The sequence below is a fragment of the Achromobacter sp. 413638 genome (assembly GCF_043119405.1).
GTDB lineage: Bacteria > Pseudomonadota > Gammaproteobacteria > Burkholderiales > Burkholderiaceae_B > Achromobacter.
Window position 1 is genome coordinate 11,653 of the sequence record NZ_JBICCO010000089.1, and the last position, 16,770, is coordinate 28,422.

At 70.3% G+C, this 16,770-nt stretch carries 14 protein-coding genes and 1 pseudogene; 13 read left to right on the top strand and 2 right to left on the bottom strand.

Going from position 1 to position 16,770, the window contains the following annotated elements; all coding sequences use genetic code 11:
- Positions 1-151 precede the first annotated feature (151 nt).
- From ACEU5R_RS26630 to ACEU5R_RS26640, 3 genes are all read left to right on the top strand, one after another.
- On the top strand, positions 152-1,288 hold the full coding sequence (locus ACEU5R_RS26630; RefSeq protein WP_103274620.1) for a DNA repair exonuclease: 1,137 nt from the start codon (positions 152-154) through the stop codon (positions 1,286-1,288).
- Positions 1,285-3,915 carry an AAA family ATPase gene (locus ACEU5R_RS26635; protein WP_392412747.1) on the top strand — a complete coding sequence of 877 codons (2,631 nt, stop codon included), beginning with the start codon at positions 1,285-1,287 and terminating at the stop codon, positions 3,913-3,915. Before ACEU5R_RS26630 ends, ACEU5R_RS26635 begins: the two co-directional genes overlap by 4 nt.
- A 669-nt stretch (positions 3,916-4,584) precedes the next feature.
- Positions 4,585-5,442 (top strand): DMT family transporter, encoded by an 858-nt coding sequence (locus tag ACEU5R_RS26640; protein ID WP_392412749.1) that lies wholly within the window; start codon positions 4,585-4,587, stop codon positions 5,440-5,442.
- A gap of 45 nt (positions 5,443-5,487) precedes the next feature.
- On the opposite strand, the gene ACEU5R_RS26645 is transcribed toward ACEU5R_RS26640, so the two are convergent.
- On the bottom strand, positions 5,488-6,366 hold the full coding sequence (locus ACEU5R_RS26645) for a hypothetical protein (protein WP_392412751.1): 879 nt from the start codon (positions 6,364-6,366) through the stop codon (positions 5,488-5,490).
- Positions 6,367-6,803: 437 nt separating this feature from the next.
- Positions 6,804-7,790, bottom strand: coding sequence for a tripartite tricarboxylate transporter substrate binding protein (locus tag ACEU5R_RS26650; RefSeq protein WP_103274615.1), 987 nt, complete (start codon positions 7,788-7,790; stop codon positions 6,804-6,806).
- Between the two features lie 507 nt (positions 7,791-8,297).
- Here ACEU5R_RS26650 and ACEU5R_RS26655 point away from each other — a divergent pair.
- From ACEU5R_RS26655 to ACEU5R_RS26700, 10 genes and pseudogenes are all read left to right on the top strand, one after another.
- Positions 8,298-11,213, top strand: a complete 2,916-nt coding sequence (locus tag ACEU5R_RS26655) for a monovalent cation/H+ antiporter subunit A (RefSeq protein ID WP_392412753.1) — start codon at positions 8,298-8,300, stop codon at positions 11,211-11,213.
- On the top strand, positions 11,213-11,557 hold the full coding sequence (locus ACEU5R_RS26660) for a Na+/H+ antiporter subunit C (RefSeq protein WP_103274613.1): 345 nt from the start codon (positions 11,213-11,215) through the stop codon (positions 11,555-11,557). The genes ACEU5R_RS26655 and ACEU5R_RS26660 overlap by 1 nt, the downstream gene beginning before the upstream one ends.
- Complete coding sequence (locus ACEU5R_RS26665) at positions 11,554-13,179, top strand: monovalent cation/H+ antiporter subunit D (protein ID WP_392412755.1); 1,626 nt, start codon at positions 11,554-11,556, stop codon at positions 13,177-13,179. Before ACEU5R_RS26660 ends, ACEU5R_RS26665 begins: the two co-directional genes overlap by 4 nt.
- Positions 13,179-13,661, top strand: coding sequence for a Na+/H+ antiporter subunit E (locus tag ACEU5R_RS26670; protein ID WP_103274611.1), 483 nt, complete (start codon positions 13,179-13,181; stop codon positions 13,659-13,661). The genes ACEU5R_RS26665 and ACEU5R_RS26670 overlap by 1 nt, the downstream gene beginning before the upstream one ends.
- Entirely contained in the window at positions 13,658-13,939 is a 282-nt protein-coding gene (locus tag ACEU5R_RS26675; RefSeq protein ID WP_103274610.1) for a K+/H+ antiporter subunit F, read from the top strand. The genes ACEU5R_RS26670 and ACEU5R_RS26675 overlap by 4 nt, the downstream gene beginning before the upstream one ends.
- Positions 13,936-14,277, top strand: coding sequence for a monovalent cation/H(+) antiporter subunit G (gene mnhG, locus ACEU5R_RS26680; protein ID WP_103274609.1), 342 nt, complete (start codon positions 13,936-13,938; stop codon positions 14,275-14,277). Before ACEU5R_RS26675 ends, mnhG begins: the two co-directional genes overlap by 4 nt.
- Positions 14,278-14,573: 296 nt before the next feature.
- The gene (locus tag ACEU5R_RS26685; RefSeq protein ID WP_103274608.1) at positions 14,574-15,041 is read left to right on the top strand and encodes a hypothetical protein; all 468 of its coding nucleotides are present in this window, start codon (positions 14,574-14,576) and stop codon (positions 15,039-15,041) included.
- 126 nt (positions 15,042-15,167) lie between these two features.
- The gene (locus ACEU5R_RS26690) at positions 15,168-16,016 is read left to right on the top strand and encodes an HAD family hydrolase (RefSeq protein ID WP_103274607.1); all 849 of its coding nucleotides are present in this window, start codon (positions 15,168-15,170) and stop codon (positions 16,014-16,016) included.
- Between the two features lie 10 nt (positions 16,017-16,026).
- Entirely contained in the window at positions 16,027-16,518 is a 492-nt protein-coding gene (gene tadA / locus ACEU5R_RS26695) for a tRNA adenosine(34) deaminase TadA (RefSeq protein WP_392412757.1), read from the top strand.
- A pseudogene (locus ACEU5R_RS26700) lies at positions 16,515-16,770 on the top strand (hypothetical protein); the annotation flags it as partial. The gene tadA and the pseudogene ACEU5R_RS26700, both read left to right, overlap by 4 nt.

The window sequence follows — 16,770 nt, forward strand, 5'->3', positions numbered from 1 at the left end:
GGCCGGGCCGTCGTTTATCCAGCGTCGCCAATGACGCCTTGCCGGGTGACATGGCGGTCAACCAGGCGGGGCGATGCGCGGCTGCTGTGGGTGACGGCAGGGTCCCTGTCGAGGGCCGTCCGCGCCCGCGCGCTTGTGACACAATCGCCGCATGACGCATATCCTGCATACCGCCGACTGGCAGATCGGCCGCCAGTACGGCCAATTCGATTCCGATGACGCCGCCATGCTGGCCGAGGCCCGCTACGACGCCGTGGCCCGGATCGCCGAACTGGCGGCCCAGCGCGGCGTGGACGCGGTGCTGGTGGCCGGCGACGTGTTCGACACGCAAGGCATCTCCGACCGTGGCATCCGTCGCCTGTTCGGCGCGCTGGGCGCCTACGCCGGCCCCTGGGTGATGATCGCCGGCAACCACGACGCCGCGCTGGCCGACAGCGTCTGGACCCGCGCCATCCAGCTGGGCTGCGTGCCCGCCAATGTGCATGTGCCGCTGCGCGCCGGCGTGGTGGACCTGCCCGGCGCCAACCTGGCGGTGCTGGCCGCTCCGCTCACCCAGCGCCACACCTACGATGACGTGACCCAGGCGTTCGACCTGATGGAAAGCGAGGCCGGCCGCGTGCGCGTCGGACTGGCGCACGGCAGCGTCACGGGCCGCTTGCCGGACACCATCGACGCCACCAACCCTATCGCGGCGGACCGCGCTGCGCGCGCGCGGCTGGACTATCTGGCGCTGGGCGACTGGCACGGCTGCCTGCGGGTGGACGAGCGTTGCTGGTATGCGGGCACGCCCGAGCAGGATCGCTTCCGGGGCAATGAGCCGGGCTATGTGCTGGACGTGCGCATCGCTGGCCCGGGCGCGGCGCCGGAGGTCGAGCGCGTGGCCCTGGGCCGCTACCGCTGGTCGGCCTGGCGCGAGACGCTGAGCCTGCCGACCGATGCCCAGGCGCTGGCCGACCGTCTGGCCGCGCTGCGCGGCGAGGACGTGCTGAAGCTGGAGCTGGCCGGCCATGTCGGCATGCCCGGCTGGGAGCTGCTGCAACGCGCTGCGGGCGAGGCGGCCGCGCAGGCGCGCGCGCTGCTCTGTGATTTCTCGGGCCTGCTGCTGGAGCCGGACGAGGCCGATTTCGCGCAACTGGGCGCCAGCGGCTACGTGGCCGAGGTCGCGGCGCAGTTGCAGGCGATGCAGGCCGCGCCGGGCGACGAGGCGCAAGCCGCCGTCGCATCCGAGGCGCTGCGCCTGCTGCTGCGGATGCAGCGCGAGGCGGCGGCCGAAGGAGGCGCGCAATGAAGCTGTCGCGCATCGTCCTGGAAGAATTCCGCAAGTTCCGCCAGCCCCTGGCGCTGGACGGCTTGCAGCCCGGGCTGAACCTGTTCGTCGGCCCTAATGAGGCCGGCAAGAGCACGGTGGCGGCCGCCATCCGCGCCGCCTTCCTCGAACGCTACAGCACCAAGACGGTCGCCGATCTGGCGCCGCGCGGCGAATCCGGCGCGCGGCCCAGTGTGGAGCTGGCGTTCAGCCACGCGGGACGCGACTACGTGCTGAAAAAGCAGTTCCTGACTAAGGCGCGCTGCGAGCTGCTGATCGATGGCGGCGCCGAACGCCTGGACGGCGAGGCGGCCGAGAATGCGCTGGCGGCGCTGTTGGGCTTCGACTTGCCCGGACGTGGACAGAGCAAGCCCGAGCAGGCGGGCATCCCCGGGCTGCTGTGGATCCAGCAGGGCGAGGGCCAGTCGCTCAGCGCGCCGGCTGGCCACGCCCAGGGCCATCTGCGAGAAGCGCTGACGCGCCTGTCCGGCGAACTGGCGGCCGGCGATGGCGACAGGCTGTTCGAGCGCGTGTCCGCCGAGCGCGGCGCGCTGCTGGACGCGCGCAACGGCAAGCCCAAGGGCGTGCTCAAGGATGCCGATGAGGCGTTGGCGCGCGCGCGGTCGGCGCGCGATGACGCTTTGCGCGCCAAGGCGCAGTTGGACGCGGACGTCGACCGGCTGGCCGCCTTGCGCCAGGAACATGGGCAGGCGCAGCAAGCCGAGCCCTGGAAGGCGCTGGAAGCGCGGGCCGCCGAGGCGCGCACGCGCCTGGCGGCCCTGGCGCGCGAGCGCGAGACGCTGGAAGGCTTGCGCCGCGAGCTGGCGCAGGCCGCCAGCAACCTGGGCCTGTTGCAGGATCAGGTCGGGCGCGACCAGCAGGATGAAGCCGAACTGCGGACGCTGGAACAGCAGGCGCAGGCGGCCGCCGAGCGCCTGCGCCAGTCCGAGGCGCCGCTGGTGCGCGCGCTGCAACAGCGCGACGCGCAACGCGCCGCCGCCGACGCGGCGCGGCTGGCCTTGACGGCGGCGCAGGCGCAGGCCGATCGGCGCGACCTGGAACAGCAATTGCGCCAGCTGGACGCCGACACGGAGCGCCTGGATGGCGCGCTGAAAGCGGCGGATGAACTGATTGCCCAGGGATCGGCGCTCAAGGCCGAGGTGGTTGGCATCGAAGTGCTGGACGCCGATCTGCAGGGACTGCGCGGGATCGAAAGCCAGCGGGCCAGCCTGCGCGCCCAGCTGCAGGCCGTGGCCACGCGGCTGTCGTACCGATTGGAGCCGGGCGCGCGGGCGCTGCTGGACGGCCGCGAACTGGAGGTCGACGGGCAACTGCTGTTGACGGCGGCGGCGGAGCTGGAACTGCCCGGCGTGGGCCGGCTGCGCATCGAGCCGGGCGGCAAGGACCTGCCCGCGCTGCAACGCGAACTGGCCGCGCTGGACGCCGAAGGGGCGGCGCTGCTGGCCCGCCTGGGCGCGGCCAGCGTCGATGAGGTCGAGGCGCGCCATGCCCGCCATGCCGCGCTCAAGGGCGATCTGGAAGGCATGCGCAGGGCGTTGCAGATCCACGCGCCCAAGGGCATCGACATGCTGCGCGGCCAGCGCGACGAGGCGCTGGCGCGGCGCGATGCGCTGCGAGCGCGTCTGCATGCCTTGCCGCCGGCCGCCGCCGGCGAGGCCCTGGACCTCGCCTCGGCGCGGCAGGCCCTGGGCGAGGCGGAGGCTGCCGCCGAACACGCGGGCAATGCCTGGGCCGAGGCCCGGCGCGCGGCGGACGCGGAGGCAACCCGCGCCCAGATGCTGCAATCGCAGGCCACGGCCAGCCGGACCGCGCTGCTGTCGCCCGAGCGCGTCGCGCAGCGGCAGGAGCGGGCAGGGCGGCTGGCCGAGACGCGCAGCCATCATGATCTGCTGGCGCGGCGGCTGGGCGAGGCCGAGGCGGCGCTGGACGGCCAGCGCCCGGCGCTGATCGAGCAGGACGCGTTGCGCTTCGAACAGTCGGCCGCGCTGGAGCGCGAGGCGCAGCAGCGCCGGCACGGCGAGATGCTGCAATTGCAGGGCAAGCTGGACCAGGCCGGCGCGCAAGGCCTGGGCGAACGGCTGTCCGAGGCCGAGGCCGATTGCGAGCGGCTGCAACGTCGCCGCGACGAGCTGGATCGGCGCGCGCAGGCGCTGGACTTGCTGTTGCGGCTGCTGAGCGACAAGCGCGCGGCCGCCACCCAGCGGCTGCAGGCGCCGCTGGCGCGCCGGCTGCGTCATTACCTTGGGCTGCTGTTCCCCGAAGCGGCGCTGCGCCTGGACGATGCCTTGCTGCCCGCCGCCTTGCAGCGCGCCGGCGGCGAGGACGCGCTGGACAGCCTGAGTTTCGGCACCCGCGAGCAGCTGGGCATCCTGGCGCGCTTCGCCTACGCCGACCTGTTGCAGGAGGCGGGGCGTCCGACGCTGCTGGTGCTGGACGATGCACTGGTTCACGCCGACGAGGGCCGCCGCGACTTCATGAAGCGGGCGCTGTTCGATGCCGCGACACGCCACCAGATCCTGATGTTCACCTGCCATGGCGAGGCCTGGCGCGACCTGGGCGTGGCGCAGCGGCGCATCGGCGACGCGTAGGCTGGGCGTATGACGCGGACGAATTACGCGGACGAATGATGTGGACGAATGATGCGGACGAATGATGCGGACGCACGACTTCGAGCGGTGTTCCGAGCCGCGAATGGCGGGCTCGCTCAAGTCGCGTGACGCCGCTGGACGCGCCCGCTGTCCGCGCGTAGACTACGGCACTTGACCCTGTGCGGTATCCAGGTCGGACGCCACGTCCGGCCCGCGTCCGAGCAAGAGGCGATCCTTCCTGATCTCCGGGTCGTTCACCCCCAAGCTCATGTCCGACTTCCTGTCCATCGCCGTCACCGCCAGCGCCGTCCGCGCAGCGGGTGCGCGCGCGCCGGCACGGGCCATGACGCGAGGCGCGGTGGTCTCTCCTCCTGTCGCAGCGGCGCCGCCGCCCGCGGCCCCGCCGACCGTCGTCGGGGTCGTCGCCGTCGTCGCGGGCCCGTACCCGCCGTCGGCCGTCGTCCGCCGCTAAGGCGCTTCCCGCTCGTTCCGATCCGTTCGGGCGATCCGGTACGCGCCGCGCTTCGTCCAATCACGCTCCTGCCTGGCCCGCCAACCGCCTGCCTTGACGCCTGAACGCGTCCGGCGGTTCGCGCATCCGTCTCGCCGCTTTCCCGCGACGGGATGGCCCGGGCTCGAGCCTGTTCACTCATCGACAGGTAGAAACTCATGTCTTTCAACCGGAATGCGTGGGCCGCACATGGCTCCACTTCCTTGTTCGTGCTGCTGTGGAGCGGCGGCGCGATCTTCGCCAAATGGGGGCTGGCGCATGCCTCCGCCTTTGGCTTCCTGCTGCTGCGCTTCGTGCTGGCGCTGACGGTGTTGCTGGCGATTTGCGCCGGTCGCCGCCGCTGGCTGCCGGCGCCGGGCACGCGCGTCAGCGTGGCGCTGACGGGCTTCCTGCTCATCGGCTGCTATTCCATCTGTTATCTGCTGGCGCTGGACCACGGCGTCACGCCAGGGGTGCTGGCGACCCTGCTGGGCGCGCAGCCCATCCTGACGCTGGCGCTGATGGAGCGGCGCTTCGACGCGGGCCGTGTGTCGGGCCTGCTGCTGGCCCTGGCCGGGCTCATCATGGTGGTGTTCCAGAGCATCGCCTTGGCGCGCTATTCGGCGGCGGGCATCGGCTTCGCCCTGGCCGCGCTGCTGAGCATGACGGCGGGGGCCATCCTGCAGAAGCGCGCCAGCCAGCCGCCCATGGACGTGATGCCGCTGCAATACGCGGTCAGCCTAGTCCTGTGCCTGCTGTTCGCGCCGTTCCAGCCCTTGTGGGCGGACTGGAGCATCGGCTTCGTGCTGCCCTGGCTGTGGATGGGCCTGGTGATCTCGGTGGGCGCGACGCTGCTGTTCTACCGCATGATCCAGGCGGGCAACCTGGTCAACGTGACCAGCCTGTTCTACCTGGTGCCGGTCGGCACGGCGCTGCTGGATTTCCTGATCCTGGGCAATCGGCTGCCGGTCTTGAGCCTGGTCGGGATGGCGGCGATCCTGCTGGGGCTGATGCTGGTGCTCAGGCCGGCGCGATAGCGGGGAGGGCGCCAGCCCTTGCGCGGCGGCTGGCGCCCGGCCCGGTCAGGCCAGTTCCAGTTCCCGCGCTTCCCAATGCCCGCTGACCAGCTGGCTGGGACGCTCGCTCGCGATGACCCTGGCGCAGACCGGCCAGGCGTCCAGGCGCACGTTCAGGCCGGCATAGATGCCGTGGCCGGGGCCGGCCGTGATGGCGCCTTGCGCCTGGATGCCTTCGCCCGCGCGGATGGCGCCCTCGGCGCGGATGTCCTCGCCAGCGATCATGCCCCAACCGGCGGCCAGGTGCTCGCCGCAATCGACGGACGCGCCGGCCTGGATGCCGCAGCCGGCGCTGAGCGCCTTGGCGGCGATGACCGAGCCGCCCGCCTTGAGGCCCTGGCCGCAGGTGATGGCGTCGTCGCAGGCCACGTCCTGGCCCGCGTGCAGATGGCCTCCCACGGTCATCTTGCCGCCCGCGCGCACATCCCATTTGGCGCGCGCGTTGCCGGCGCAGTCCAGCGTGTCGGCCGTCTCGATGCCCCATTCGGCGCTGATGTCGCCGCCCGCGCGCAGCAGGCCGGCGCTGGCGATCTGGGCGCCCGACTGGATGTTCTCGCCGGCGATCACCGATTCGCCGGCGCGGATGCCGCCGCCCGCGATGATGCCGCGTCCGGCGCGCACCACGGAATCCACATTGATGCCCATGCGCACCTCGATCGTGCCGGCGAACACCACCGCGCTGGCGTCGATCTCGTCCAGCCGCAGCACCGCGTCGGTCGGGCCGAACTGGTCCAGCAGCCAGCAGGCATCGCCGACGCGGCCGTCGGCGACCAGGGCGTCGAGCACGGCCTGATAGTCGCCCTGTCCGTTGTGATCCCGCAGGAACCATTTGTAGCCGCCCGCACAGGGATTCTTGGCTTTGACGAAATTCTTGGTGAGTTGCATGACGATAGGCGCAAAGGTCGTGTGCGCCCGGCCGGCCGCCGTCCGGTTCAGGGCGGACGGAAGCGGGCCGAGCGGCAGGAACCGCCGGCCTGGATGTGGGCGGGCGGTCCCGGGCCGAGGCCGGCGGCGGGCGCGGATGTGCGCAAGCAGCCGGCGGCGGGCCGGAAAAGGGTGGAAAACGGGAAGGGGCGCCGGCGGATTAGCCGGGCTTGGAGCGCGCGTAAGCGGAACGCGCGGCGACTTCCTGCGAGCTCAACAGGGTCGAGCGCAGGGCGCAAAGGGCGCTGGCGGCGTCAGGAGGGGAGGAAAGATCGGATCGCACGGGGGCAGATGCTACCACCGGGGCGATTGCAGTCAAGGGGCTGCGGTCCGGGCGCAACGGTCCGGCGCCGCCGCGCCCGGGAGAGCGGACGAGGCGGCGCGGCCGGCAGGGGGGTTCAGTTCGACAGCTTGATGTCGCGGTCCTTGGCGATGCGCTGGCGCAGTTCCAGTTCGCGCTTGATCAGGGCGGCGTATTCGGCCGGCGTGCTGCCGTCCACCAGCGAGCCGCCATCGGCCAGGCGCTGGGCGATCTTCGGATCCTTCAGCACCTTGACGGCGGCGGCGTGGATGCGATCGACCACGGCCTGCGGGGTGCCCGCCGGCGCGACCAGGCCATACCAGGCCATGTTGTCCATCTGCGGCAGGCCGGCTTCCCCGAAGTTCGGCACGTCCGGCAGCGAGGGCAGGCGCTTGGGCGCCTCGATCGCCAGGGCGCGCAGCTTGCCGGCCTGGATATGGGGCATGGAAGAGGGCAGGTTGTCGAATTGCGCGTTGACCTGGCCGGCGATCACGTCGTTCAGCGCCGGGCCCGAGCCACGGTATGGCACGTGCACCATGTCGGTATTGGTCAGCGACTTGAACAGCTCGCCGTCCAGGTGGCTGATGCCGCCGGTGCCGGACGAGGCGTAGCTGTACTTGCCCGGGTTGTTCTTGAGCAGCGTGATGAATTCGGCCAGGGTCTTGGCCGGCACCGAGGGGTTCACGGTCAGGACGTTGGGTACGTTGACCAGATTGGTGATGGGGGTGAAGTCCTTGATCGGGTTGTAGGGGTTCTGCGGATTGGTGGCCGGGTTGGTGGCCATGGTGCTGACGGTGGCCACGCCCAGGGTGTAGCCGTCGGGCGTCGAGCGCACCAGGGCGTCGGCGCCGATGGAGCCGCCGCCGCCGCCCCGGTTCTCGACCACGACGGCCTGGCCCAGCTCGCGGGTCAGCCCCTCGGACACGATACGGGCGACGATGTCGGTGGTGCCGCCGGCGGCGAAGGGCACGATCAGGCGAATGGGTTTGCTGGGGTAGGCGTCGGCGGCCACGGCGGCCGAGCTGAGGCAGAGGCCCGCGAGGGCGGCGGCCAGGGCGGCCTTGGCTTGGGTAAGCGCGGTCAAGAGTCTTCTCCGTATCTTTTATCTTCTGAGGGACTGGGGCGGCGCCTGCGGGCCGCCTCCGTAGCGCGCCGCATTCCTTTTGAGAGCGCGTCACGGGGGCCATTCAACCGAGGAAGCCGGGGCAGGTCAAGCCGGGGGAGTCCCTGTCTGGCGCGGTGTGAGGATGGGTGCGCGGCTCCGCCGCTCAGGGTTCTCACAGGGTCGGAATGCGCAATGATTGCGCAGCGATCGTGCCGTCATCGGACCGCTACGCGCATAAATCTCTGCATAACTTACAAGAATCTGATATTTTTCGGATGAGATTCTTGGCCGGTCTTGCAAGAAAACTATTGCGTTTGTTTCTCCCGTCGCCGTTCAATGGCGCAGATGTAGTTCCCGCGGGGCAACGCGTAGTGCAGCGACGCACCAGGCCAGGGTTCCGTCCGTCTTTGTCTTTCAATCCCCGGTCTGTTTCGTCTCTCGCTGCCTGGCGCTGGCGGGAGGGGGCCCGGACACTCTCGGAACGCCATGTCGCTGATCCTGATCCTCGCTCTGCCGTTCGCCGGCAGCCTGTGCGCCGCGCTGCTGCCGTCCAACGCCCGCAACGCCGAAGCCTGGCTGGCTGGCCTCATCGCGCTCGCCTGCGCGGTGCTGGTGGCGAGCCTCTATCCCCAGGTCGCCGGCGGCGGCGTGGTCCGCTACGACATCCCCTGGGCGCCAGCGCTGGGGCTGCAATTCACGTTGCGCATGGACGGCTACGCCTGGCTGTTCTCGCTGATCGTCTCGGGCATGGGCGCGCTGGTGGTGCTGTACGCGCGCTACTACATGTCGCCGGAAGATCCGGTGCCACGCTTCTTTTCCTTCTTCCAGGCCTTCATGGCCGCCATGCTGGGCGTGGTGCTGTCCGGCAACCTGATCCAGCTGGTGATGTTCTGGGAAATGACCAGCCTGGCCTCGTTCATGCTGATCGCCTACTGGCACCATCGCCTGGACGCGCGGCGCGGCGCGCGCATGGCGCTCACCGTCACCGGCGCGGGCGGGCTGTGCCTGCTGGCCGGCGTGCTGATCCTGGGCCACATCGTCGGCAGCTACGACATGGACCGGGTGCTGGCCGCCGGCGACCTCGTGCGCGCGGATCCCTGGTATCCCGCGGTGCTGGCGCTGGTGGCGCTGGGCGCGCTGACCAAGAGCGCGCAGTTCCCGTTCCAGTTCTGGCTGCCCAACGCCATGGCCGCGCCCACGCCGGTGTCGGCCTACCTGCACTCGGCCACCATGGTGAAGGCCGGGGTGTTCCTGCTGGCGAGATTCTGGCCGGTGCTGGCCGGCACCGACGCCTGGTTCTGGATCATCGGCGGGGCGGGGCTGATCACGCTGGTGCTGGGCGCCTACGCCGCCATCTTCCAGCAGGACATGAAGGGCGTGCTGGCCTATTCCACCATCAGCCACCTGGGCCTGATCACGCTGCTGCTGGGCCTGAACAGCAGCCTGGCGCTGGTGGCCGCCATCTTCCACATGGTCAACCACGCGACCTTCAAGGCCTCGCTCTTCATGGCCGCCGGCATCGTCGACCACGAGACCGGCACGCGCGACCTGGGCCGGCTCTCCGGCCTGTACAAGGCCATGCCGATCACGGCCACGCTGGCCATGGTGGCGGCCGCGTCCATGGCGGGGGTGCCGCTGCTCAACGGCTTCATCTCGAAAGAGATGTTCTTCGCCGAAACCACCTTCGTCAGCGGCGACTGGACCACTCGCGTCGGGCTGCCGCTGGCGGCTACCGTTGCCGGCGCCTTCAGCGTGGCCTATTCGCTGCGCTTCATCCTGCAGGTGTTCTTCGGGCCGCCGGCCACCGACCTGCCGCGCGCGCCGCACGAGCCGCCGCGCTGGATGCTGTTTCCCAGCGCGCTGCTGGTGTTCATGTGCCTGCTGGTCGGCGTGTTCCCGGCGTACACCGTGGGTCCGTTCCTGGCCACGGCCGCGCAGAGCATCCTGGGCGCGGACATGCCCGAATACAGCCTGGCCGTCTGGCACGGCGTGAACCTGCCGCTGGTCATGAGCGTGGTCGCCATGACGGCGGGCGTGGTGCTGTACCTGGCGCTGCGCGCGCACCAGCTGGCCAATCCCGGCCGCGTGCCCTTCATCTACCGCTTCGACGGCCGGCGCAGCTTCGAGACGCTGCTGGACGGCTCCAGCGTGGCGGCGTCCTGGCTGCTGCGCTGGCTGGCGTCCTCGCGCCTGCAGGTGCAGATGCTGCTGATCGTGCTGGGCACGCTGTTCGTGGCGTGGCTGCCGCTGCGCGCCGGCGGCTGGCTGGATGGCGCGGGCCATCTGACCACGGTGGACCCGGCCTTCGCCCTGCTGTGGCTGGTGGGCGGCGTCTGCGCGGTGGCGGCGGCCTATCAGGCCAAGTACCACCGGCTGGCCTCGCTGGCGCTGGCGGGCGGCGCGGGCCTGGTGACCTGCCTGACCTTCGTCTGGTTCTCGGCGCCGGACCTGGCGCTGACGCAGCTGTCGGTCGAGGTGGTGACACTGGTCCTGCTGCTGCTGGGCCTGCGCTGGCTGCCGCGCCGCATCGAGCAGGATGACGAGGGCGCCTGGAGCAGCCTCAAGGCGCGCGGCCGCCGCCTGCGCGACCTGCTGATGGCCGTGGCCGCCGGCGGCGGCATGTCGGCGCTGGCCTACGCGGTGCTGACGCGGCCTCAGGGCGACACGATCTCCTCGTACTTCGTCGAGCGCGCGCTGCCGGACGGCGGCGGCACCAACGTGGTCAACGTGATCCTGGTGGACTTCCGCGGCTTCGATACCTTTGGCGAGATCACGGTGCTGGGCATCGTGGCGCTGACCGTCTACGCGCTGCTGCGCCGCTTCCGTCCCGCCGCCGAAAGCGCGGACCTGCCGCGCCAGCAGCTGGACCAGGACGGCGGCGTGCCGCTGGAGGCGCCCGACATCAAGCGCCTGCTGCCCGAGGGCAGGATGATGGTGCCGGCGGTGCTGGTGCGGCTGCTGCTGCCCACCGCCGCCCTGATCTCGGTGTATTTCCTGCTGCGCGGCCACAACCAGCCCGGCGGCGGCTTCGTCGGCGGCCTGATCTTCGCCACCTCGGTCATCCTGCAATACATGGTGGGCGGGGTGTACTGGGTGGAATCGCGCAGCCGGCTGAATCCGCAGAACTGGATCGGCCTGGGCCTGCTGTTCGCCGGCGCGGCGGCGGTGTCGGCCTGGCTGCTCTACAAGCCGTTCCTGGCCGCGCTGGCCTGGGACATCGCGCTGCCGCTGGTCGGCCACGTGCACCTGTCCAGCGTGTTGCTGTTCGACCTGGGCGTGTACATGCTGGTCGTGGGCTCCACCGTGCTGGTGCTGGTGGCGCTGGCGCACCAATCGCTGCGCGCGCAACGCAAGGCCGCTGTCGAAAGCCAGGCGGCGGCCGCTCAAACAGGGGAAGCTTGATGGAATTGATTTACGCCGTCGCGATCGGCGTCTTGGCGGGCTCGGGCGTCTGGCTGCTGCTGCGGCCCCGGACGTTCCAGTTCATCATGGGCCTGTCGCTGGTTTCCTACGCGGTCAACCTGTTCATCTTCGGCATGGGCCGGCTCACCTCGGGACGCCCGCCGGTGATCGATCCGGCCGCCTCGCATGATCCGTCGTGGTATGCCGATCCCTTGCCGCAGGCCCTGGTGCTGACGGCCATCGTGATCGGCTTCGCCACCACGGCGCTGTTCCTGGTGGTGTTGCTGGCGTCGCGGGGCCTGACCGGCACCGACCACGTCGACGGACGGGAGTCCGGATCTTGAGCTTCTGGTTGCTACATCTACCCGTATTGCCCATCGTCACGCCGCTGGTCGCCGGCGCGCTGATGCTGCTGCTGGCCGACACCAGCCGCCATGCCCGGGGCGCGATCTCCCTGGTGTCCACCGTGGCCCAGCTGGCCGCCGCCATCGCCTTGCTGGCCGCCGCGGGCGGCGCGGCGGGCTGGCCGGGCGGAGTGGGGGTCTACCTGGTCGGCGATTGGGCCGCGCCGTTCGGCATCGTGCTGGTGGTGGACCGGCTGGCCGCCGTCATGCTGACGCTGACCTCGGTGCTGGGCCTGGCCACGCTGATCTACGCGCTGGCGCGCTGGGACCGTGCCGGGGTGCATTTCCATTCCCTGTTCCAGTTCCTGCTGATGGGCCTGAACGGCGCCTTTCTGACCGGCGACCTGTTCAACCTGTTCGTGTTCTTCGAGGTGCTGCTGGCCGCGTCCTACGGCCTGCTGCTGCACGGCTCGGGCGTGGCGCGCGTCAGCGCCGGCATGCAGTACATCGCCGTGAACCTGGTGGCATCCTTCCTGCTGCTGATCAGCATCGCGCTGATCTACGGCGTGACCGGCACGCTGAACATGGCCGATCTGGCGCTGCGCGCGGGCGAGCTGGCCGGCGCCGACCGCATGCTGTTCGAGGCCGGCGCGGCGGTGCTGGGCGTGGCCTTCCTGGTCAAGGCGGGCGCCTGGCCGCTGAACTTCTGGCTGGTCAAGGGCTACGGCTCGGCCGGCGCGCCCATCGCCGCCATGTTCTCCATCATGACCAAGGTCGGCATCTACGCGCTGCTGCGCATCGGCTCGCTGCTGCTGCCCACCGGCGCGCCGGCCGCCTTCAGCCTGGACTGGATGTTCGCCGCCGGTCTGGCGACGCTGCTGTTCGGCGGCCTGGGGCTGCTGGCCACGCAGCAGCTGGAGAAGATGGTCGGCTATTGCGTGATCGTGTCCGCCGGCACGCTGCTGACGGCGCTGGGCATGCCGGGCGTGACGCTGACCGGGCCGGCGCTGTTCTACCTGATCAGCTCGGTGCTGACCACCGGCGCCTTCTTCATGCTGGCCGAGCTCATCGAGCGCACCCGCAGTTTTGGCGCCAACGTGCTGGCCGTGACACTGGACGCCTTCGACCTGGACGATCCGGCCTCGGTTAATCGATCGGACGACGTGGTGGGCGTGGCGATTCCGGCGGCCATGGCCTTCCTCGGCCTGGCCTTCATCAGCTGCGCCTTGCTGGTGACCGGGCTGCCGCCGCTGTCGGGCTTCGTGGCCAAGCTTTCGCTGCTGTCGGCGGCGGTGTCGGCCGCGACCGAGTCCGCGCCGCCGCTGGACGCCTGGCTGCTGGTGGCCGCCGTGCTGCTGTCCGGCCTGGCGGGCCTGATCGGGCTGGGGCGCGCGGGCATCCGCGTGTTCTGGGCCAGCGACGACCGCAGCACGCCGCGCCTGCGCGTGATCGAGGCCGGCCCGGTGGCGGTGCTGATCCTGCTGTGCGTCGGTCTGGCGGCGGGCGCCGGTCCGGTGTCGGCCTATCTGGACGACGCGGCGCGCTCGCTGGATCACCCCAAGTCGTACATCGACGCCGTGATGTCCGCCCAGACGGTGCGCGCGGCGCAAGGAGGCCAGTGATGCGGCGCCTGTATTTCCTGTTCCTGCCGCTGTTCCTGTTCGTGCTGTGGCTGGTGCTGAACGAAAGCCTGTCGGCCGGCCAGATCGCGCTGGGCGCGGCGCTGGCGCTGTGGTTCACCTGGGCCGCCAGCCGGCTGCGTCCGCTCAAGGCGCGGCCGCGGCGGCTGTGGAAGGCGGTGCCGCTGTTCCTGAACGTGACGGTCGACATCATCAAGTCCAATATCGCGGTGGCCAGGCTGATCCTGAATCCGCGCCGCAACGATTTTTCGCCGGGGTTCATCATGATCCCGCTGAGCATGCGGGATCCGCATGGCCTGGCGATGCTGGCCTGCATCGTCACCTACACGCCCGGCACGGTCTGGGTGGACCTGACCGACGACCATTGCCTGAAGCTGCACGTGCTGGACCTGCAGAACGAGGAGGAATGGGTGCAGCTGGTGCAGGACCGCTATGAGCGTCCGCTCAAGGAGATTTTCGAATGAACACCGTGCTTTACTGGGCGGCGTCCTTCGCCCTGGTGTGCTTCGCGCTGGGCATGGTGCTGGCCGCCGTGCGCCTGCTGCGCGGCCCCACCGCGCAGGACCGCGTGCTGGCGCTGGACACCCTCTACATCAACGGCATGCTGACCATGCTGGTCTTCGGCATCCGGTCGGGCACGTCGGTGTATTTCGACATCGCGCTGCTGATCGCGCTGTTCGGCTTCGTGGGCTCCACGGCCATGGCCCGCTTCCTGCTGCGCGGGGAGGTGATCGAGCCATGATCGAATCGCAGATTCCGCTGTGGGCGGGCATTCCGGCCAGCATCCTGCTGGTGCTGGGCGGGCTGCTGGCGCTGACTGGCTCGGCCGGCCTGCTGCGCTTCCGTTCCTTCTATGCCCGCATCCACGCGCCCACGCTCGGCAATACGCTGGGCTGCGGCTGCGTGCTGGCGTCTTCCATGCTGGTGTTCTCGGCGCTGTCGTCGCGGCCGGTGTTCCATGAGGTCATCATCACGCTGCTGCTGATCGTGTCCTCGCCGGTCACCGCCATGCTGCTGATGCGCGCCGCGACCTATCGCGGCAGCCTGAAGCGGGAAGACGCGGACAGGGACGCCCGCTAGGGGCGAGGAACAAAGTAACAAGGGACGCAACATGTACAGGCCCATGACCGCGTCCCGGCTGTTGCGCTGCGTCATGCTGGCGCGCGGGGCGCGCGGTGCGCGGACGGCTTGCGCGAGCGCAAGTCCGGGCCGGCCTTTTGCGCCGCGCGGCCCCAAAATGGATGAAACTTCAGCTTACGTTTCCACGTCGGTGGACATGCCCCGGTAGCGCCGGCGTGGGATAGTTGTTCCATGGGAGCGGCAGTCGGATTCCCGACCAGCCGCTCGTGTGTTCAATCGTCTCTCAGGAGCTGGCTATGAATGTACGTTCCATTTCCACGAAACGCCTCGCGGGCGCGCTCTGCGCCGCCGGACTGGTGCTGGGCGCCGCGGCCGCGCACGCCGCCGACCCGATCGGGCGCGCCGGCATCCAGGCGCAGTACGAGCAGGACGTGGCGAACTGCAAGAAGGGCACGACGGGCCAGGACCGCAGCGCCTGCCTGCGCGAGGCTGGCGCCGCCCGCGAGGAAGCCAATCGTCAGCGCTTGCAGGAGGGCTCGACGTCCCAGCTTCAGCAGAACATGCTGGACCGCTGCAATCGCCTGCCGCAGGCGTCCCGCCAGGACTGCATTACGCAGATGACCTCGCCCACCCAGGTGCGCGGCAGCGTGCAGGGCGGCGGCGTATTGCGCGAGACCGTGATCCAGGCGCCGGCCGAGAGCGCGCCGCCGCCCGCCGCCACGCCGGGCATGGCCCCGGCCACCGGCGCGCCGATGCGCCAGTAAGGCCGCGCCCGCCGGCGGCCGTGGCCGGCCGGACGGGCAGGGCGCGCGTCCGCGCGCGCCCATCGGGGCGCAGCCGCCGCCGCAATCAGGCAAAATGGCGGCTGTCGCCCTCACACACGCATATCCATGTCCGACGTCATCGCCCTGATTTTCGACTTCGACGACACGCTGGCCTCGGACAGCACGTCCGGGTTCCTGGGCAGCATCGGCGTGGACACCGCCAGTTTCTGGAAAGACCAGGTCGATCCGCTGCTGACCCATCACGATTGGGATCCGGTGCCCGCCTATCTGTACAAGATGATTCAGCTGTCGCAGGCCGGCCAGCACGGCCCGATCACGCAGCAGCGCCTGCGTGACTGGGGCGCGCGGCTGGAATTGCACGAAGGCGTTTCCACCCTGTTCCCGCGCCTGCGCGCGGCGGTGCGCGCCGAGCATCCGCAGGTGCAGCTGGAGTTCTACCTGATCTCCAGCGGCATCGGCGACGTGGTGCGTTCCACGCCCATCGCCCACGAGTTCACAGAGATCTGGGCGTCCGAGTTCACTTATGGCGCCGACGGCGGCATCGAGTTTCCGCGCCGCATCGTCAGCTTCACCGACAAGACGCGCTACCTGTTCCACATCCAGAAGGGCATCATCGGCCGCGAGTTCCGCAACAAGCCGTTCGAGGTCAACCGCAAGGTGCCCGAGGACCGCCTGCGCGTGCCGTTCGACCAGATGGTCTTCGTCGGCGATGGCTACACCGACATTCCGTGCTTCTCGCTGATCCGCCGCGCCGGCGGTTTCGCCTTCGGCGTCTGGGACCCCAAGCACCGCGACAAGCGCAGCCGCGCCTGGGGCTTCATCGAGGAAGGCCGGGTGTCCAACCTGAATCAGGCCCGCTACGACGAGAACGCCGAGCTGTATCAATGGCTGGAAGAGGCCGTCACCAGCCTGGCTGGCCGCATCACGCTGAAGTCGCGGGTGTACCGTGGCTGAGGCGGCGCTGATCGCGCCGCCCGCGCCGTGGACCGCCCAGGACGAGCGGTTCATGCGGCTGGCGCTGGAACTGGCGCAGGAGGCCTACGACATCGGCGAGGTGCCGGTGGGCGCGCTGGTGGTGTCGGCGCAGGGCGACATCCTGGGCCGCGGCTACAACCGCACCATCATCGACCACGATCCCACCGCGCACGCCGAGATCGTGGCGCTGCGCGCCGCCGCCGCGCTGCTGGAGAACTACCGGCTGCCGGGCATCAGCGTCTATGTCACGCTGGAACCCTGCGTCATGTGCATCGGCGCCATGCTGCACGCGCGCCTGGCGCGGGTGGTGTTCGGCGCGCATGATCCCAAGACGGGCGCCTGCGGCAGCGTGCTGGATGTCGGCGCCGTCCCCAAACTCAATCACCACACCTCGGTCACCGGCGGCGTGCTGGCGGAAACCTGCGGCGACCTGCTGCGTCGGTTCTTCCGCGAGCGCCGCAGCAAGGAATCCAACGCATGAGCAGCAAGTCCAAGAGCGGCAAGTCCAAGGCCGCCCACGATCACGACGCCCACCACGAGCACGCGCATGACCACGACGGCCATGTCTGCGACGATGACTGCGGCCACGACCATGATCATCCCCACGCGCTGCCGGACGCGCGCGGCATTTACCTGATTTCGCCGTCCTCGGCCGTGCGCGATCCCGACACCGTGGGGGGGGGGGGGGGGGGGGGGGGGGGGGGGGGGGGGGGGGGGGGGGGGGGGGGCTCGG

Coding starts and splice junctions, on each gene's coding strand:
- ACEU5R_RS26690 (WP_103274607.1), top strand. CDS start 15,168: ATGTCCGACGTCATCGCCCTGATTTTCGACTTCGACGACACGCTGGCC.
- ACEU5R_RS26660 (WP_103274613.1), top strand. CDS start 11,213: ATGGAATTGATTTACGCCGTCGCGATCGGCGTCTTGGCGGGCTCGGGC.
- ACEU5R_RS26670 (WP_103274611.1), top strand. CDS start 13,179: ATGCGGCGCCTGTATTTCCTGTTCCTGCCGCTGTTCCTGTTCGTGCTG.
- ACEU5R_RS26675 (WP_103274610.1), top strand. CDS start 13,658: ATGAACACCGTGCTTTACTGGGCGGCGTCCTTCGCCCTGGTGTGCTTC.
- ACEU5R_RS26685 (WP_103274608.1), top strand. CDS start 14,574: ATGAATGTACGTTCCATTTCCACGAAACGCCTCGCGGGCGCGCTCTGC.
- ACEU5R_RS26655 (WP_392412753.1), top strand. CDS start 8,298: ATGTCGCTGATCCTGATCCTCGCTCTGCCGTTCGCCGGCAGCCTGTGC.
- ACEU5R_RS26630 (WP_103274620.1), top strand. CDS start 152: ATGACGCATATCCTGCATACCGCCGACTGGCAGATCGGCCGCCAGTAC.
- ACEU5R_RS26645 (WP_392412751.1), bottom strand. CDS start 6,366: ATGCAACTCACCAAGAATTTCGTCAAAGCCAAGAATCCCTGTGCGGGC.
- ACEU5R_RS26635 (WP_392412747.1), top strand. CDS start 1,285: ATGAAGCTGTCGCGCATCGTCCTGGAAGAATTCCGCAAGTTCCGCCAG.
- ACEU5R_RS26640 (WP_392412749.1), top strand. CDS start 4,585: ATGTCTTTCAACCGGAATGCGTGGGCCGCACATGGCTCCACTTCCTTG.
- mnhG (WP_103274609.1), top strand. CDS start 13,936: ATGATCGAATCGCAGATTCCGCTGTGGGCGGGCATTCCGGCCAGCATC.